Origin of the sequence: Streptomyces phytophilus (genome assembly GCF_013870535.1) — a bacterium.
In the GTDB taxonomy this organism is placed as follows: Bacteria; Actinomycetota; Actinomycetes; order Streptomycetales; family Streptomycetaceae; genus Streptomyces; species Streptomyces phytophilus.
This window is the reverse complement of sequence record NZ_JACBXC010001217.1, coordinates 1-1785: the sequence shown is the minus strand read 5'-3', so window position 1 is coordinate 1785 and position 1785 is coordinate 1. Positions and strand designations below refer to the sequence as shown.

Annotated in this window: 3 protein-coding genes and 1 pseudogene; all 4 read right to left on the bottom strand. The window is 74.4% G+C overall.

From position 1 onward, the window contains the following. Positions 1-64: 64 nt before the first annotated feature. Entirely contained in the window at positions 65-718 is a 654-nt protein-coding gene (locus H5J30_RS30925; RefSeq protein ID WP_181790804.1) for a GTP-binding protein, read from the bottom strand. Next, positions 699-1067 carry a DUF742 domain-containing protein gene (locus tag H5J30_RS30920; protein ID WP_181790803.1) on the bottom strand — a complete coding sequence of 123 codons (369 nt, stop codon included), beginning with the start codon at positions 1065-1067 and terminating at the stop codon, positions 699-701. The genes H5J30_RS30925 and H5J30_RS30920 overlap by 20 nt, the downstream gene beginning before the upstream one ends. Further along, positions 1064-1507, bottom strand: a complete 444-nt coding sequence (locus H5J30_RS30915) for a roadblock/LC7 domain-containing protein (protein ID WP_181790801.1) — start codon at positions 1505-1507, stop codon at positions 1064-1066. Before H5J30_RS30915 ends, H5J30_RS30920 begins: the two co-directional genes overlap by 4 nt. Next, positions 1504-1785 (bottom strand): annotated as a pseudogene (locus tag H5J30_RS36095) (ATP-binding protein); the annotation flags it as partial. The pseudogene H5J30_RS36095 and the gene H5J30_RS30915, both read right to left, overlap by 4 nt.

Below are 1785 nucleotides of genomic sequence, written 5' to 3'. Positions count from 1 at the left end.
GCCGGTGCGCCCGGCGCTTCCGTGCTGCTCCCCTCATGTGCGGCCTGGTCGTCGGGAGTCGGGGTCATGTCGCGGTCTCCGGTGCGGTGGGGACGGGGGCGGCGGCGAGGCGCTGCAGGTGCTCGACCAGGGCGATCAGCACGCCCTTGCTGGACTCGCGCGAGCGCGCGTCGCAGTCGACCAGCGGGACGTGCGGGTCGAGGTCGAGCGCCTCGCGCACCTCGGCGCCGGTGTACGGCGGGCCGCCGAAGTCGTTGCGGGCGACGATGAACGGCGTGCCGTGGTGCTCCAGCCGGTCGATGGCGTACCAGGAGTCGGCGAGCCGGCGGTGGTCGACGAGCACGATCGCGCCGAGCGTCCCGGAGAACAGCCGGTCCCACAGGAACCAGAACCGCTCCTGGCCCGGCGCCCCGAAGAGGTACAGCACGGTGCGCGCGTCGAGGCTGATCCGCCCGAAGTCGAAGGCGACGGTCGTGGCGGTCTTGCCGGGCACGGCGCTGCGGTCGTCGATGCCCCGGCCGGCCAGGGTCATGGTCTCCTCGGTGTTCAGCGGCCGGATGTCGCTGACGGAGCGGACCATGGTGGTCTTGCCGACGCCGAAGCCGCCGACGACGACGATCTTCAGCCCGTTGTCGGCTGTACGGGCCAGGGGCGCGCGCTCCGCCGCGCCGGCCGGCCGCGCGGAGGTCGCGCGCGTGTCAGAGGTGGCGGAGTCCAACGAGCACCTTCTCCAGAGTCTCGGGATCGGCGAACCGGACGCCGCCCGGCGTGCGCGGGGGCGCGTACCGCGGATGGCGCGCGGTGATCCGGCCGGCGGCCAGCAGGTCGGACAGCAGGATCTTCGTGATCCCGACGGGCAGTCCGAGGTCGGCGGACAGCTCCACGACGGCGGTCGGGGTCCGGCAGATACGCAGGATCGCGGCGTGCTCGGACTGCATGCCCGGCGTCGGCTCGCACTCGGCGACCACCAGGGTGACGAGGTCGAACTCGTCGCTGGCGGGCCGGCTGCGCCCCCCTGTCAGGGTGTACAGCCGGTCCGGATCGTCGTCCCGGCCGGCGCGGCTCATTCCGCCGCAACCCCTTCGGCCGCGGCCGCGGGCACGGGCCCGCGGGGCGGCGCGCTGAGGTGGTCGCCGAGCTGCTCGACCAGCTCCAGCATGTTGTGCCCGACGAGCCCGGGGTCCGCCGTCTCCCCGGCGATCACGGCGACATGGCTGCCGGAGCCGGCCTCGGCGATGAACAGGATGCCGCCGTAGAACTCGGTCATCGACTGCCGTACGCCGCCGCTGCCGTCCCCGAACTCGACGGAGGCGCCGTGCGACAGGCTCTGGATGCCGGCCGAGATGGCGGCGAGCTGGTCGGCGCGGTCCTCGGAAAGCTCGGGGGTGTGGCAGAGCTTGAGCCCGTCGCGGGAGAGGACGAGGGCGTGCCTGGCGCCGGGCGTGCGCTCCAGCAACCCCTCCAGCAGCCAGGTCAGCCCGGTGGCCTCGGCGGGAGATTGGGTCATCGGTCGTCCTCCGAAGGTGAAGCGGCATTGCGTGCGGGGGGTGCGGCGGAGGAGTCGGGGCCGTCGTCGGGCGCCGCGGGTTCCTCGCGTTCCGCGGGTTGCTTTTCTTGTACGGACGCGCCGGGCTCGTCGGGTACGCGGTCTGCGTCCCGTACGCCGCCGGCCCGGCCGGTGTCGCGCTTGCGGCCGTTGACGGCGGCGCGGGTGCCCGCGGTGCCGCCGGGGGTGCCCGCGGTGCCTGCGGTGCTCGCGCCTGCGCCCGCGCCTGCGGCTGCGTC

Excerpts from the sequence above, each read along its gene's own strand:
- H5J30_RS30920 (WP_181790803.1), bottom strand. The coding sequence starts at position 1,067 with ATGAGCCGCGCCGGCCGGGACGACGATCCGGACCGGCTGTACACCCTG.
- H5J30_RS30915 (WP_181790801.1), bottom strand. The coding sequence starts at position 1,507 with ATGACCCAATCTCCCGCCGAGGCCACCGGGCTGACCTGGCTGCTGGAG.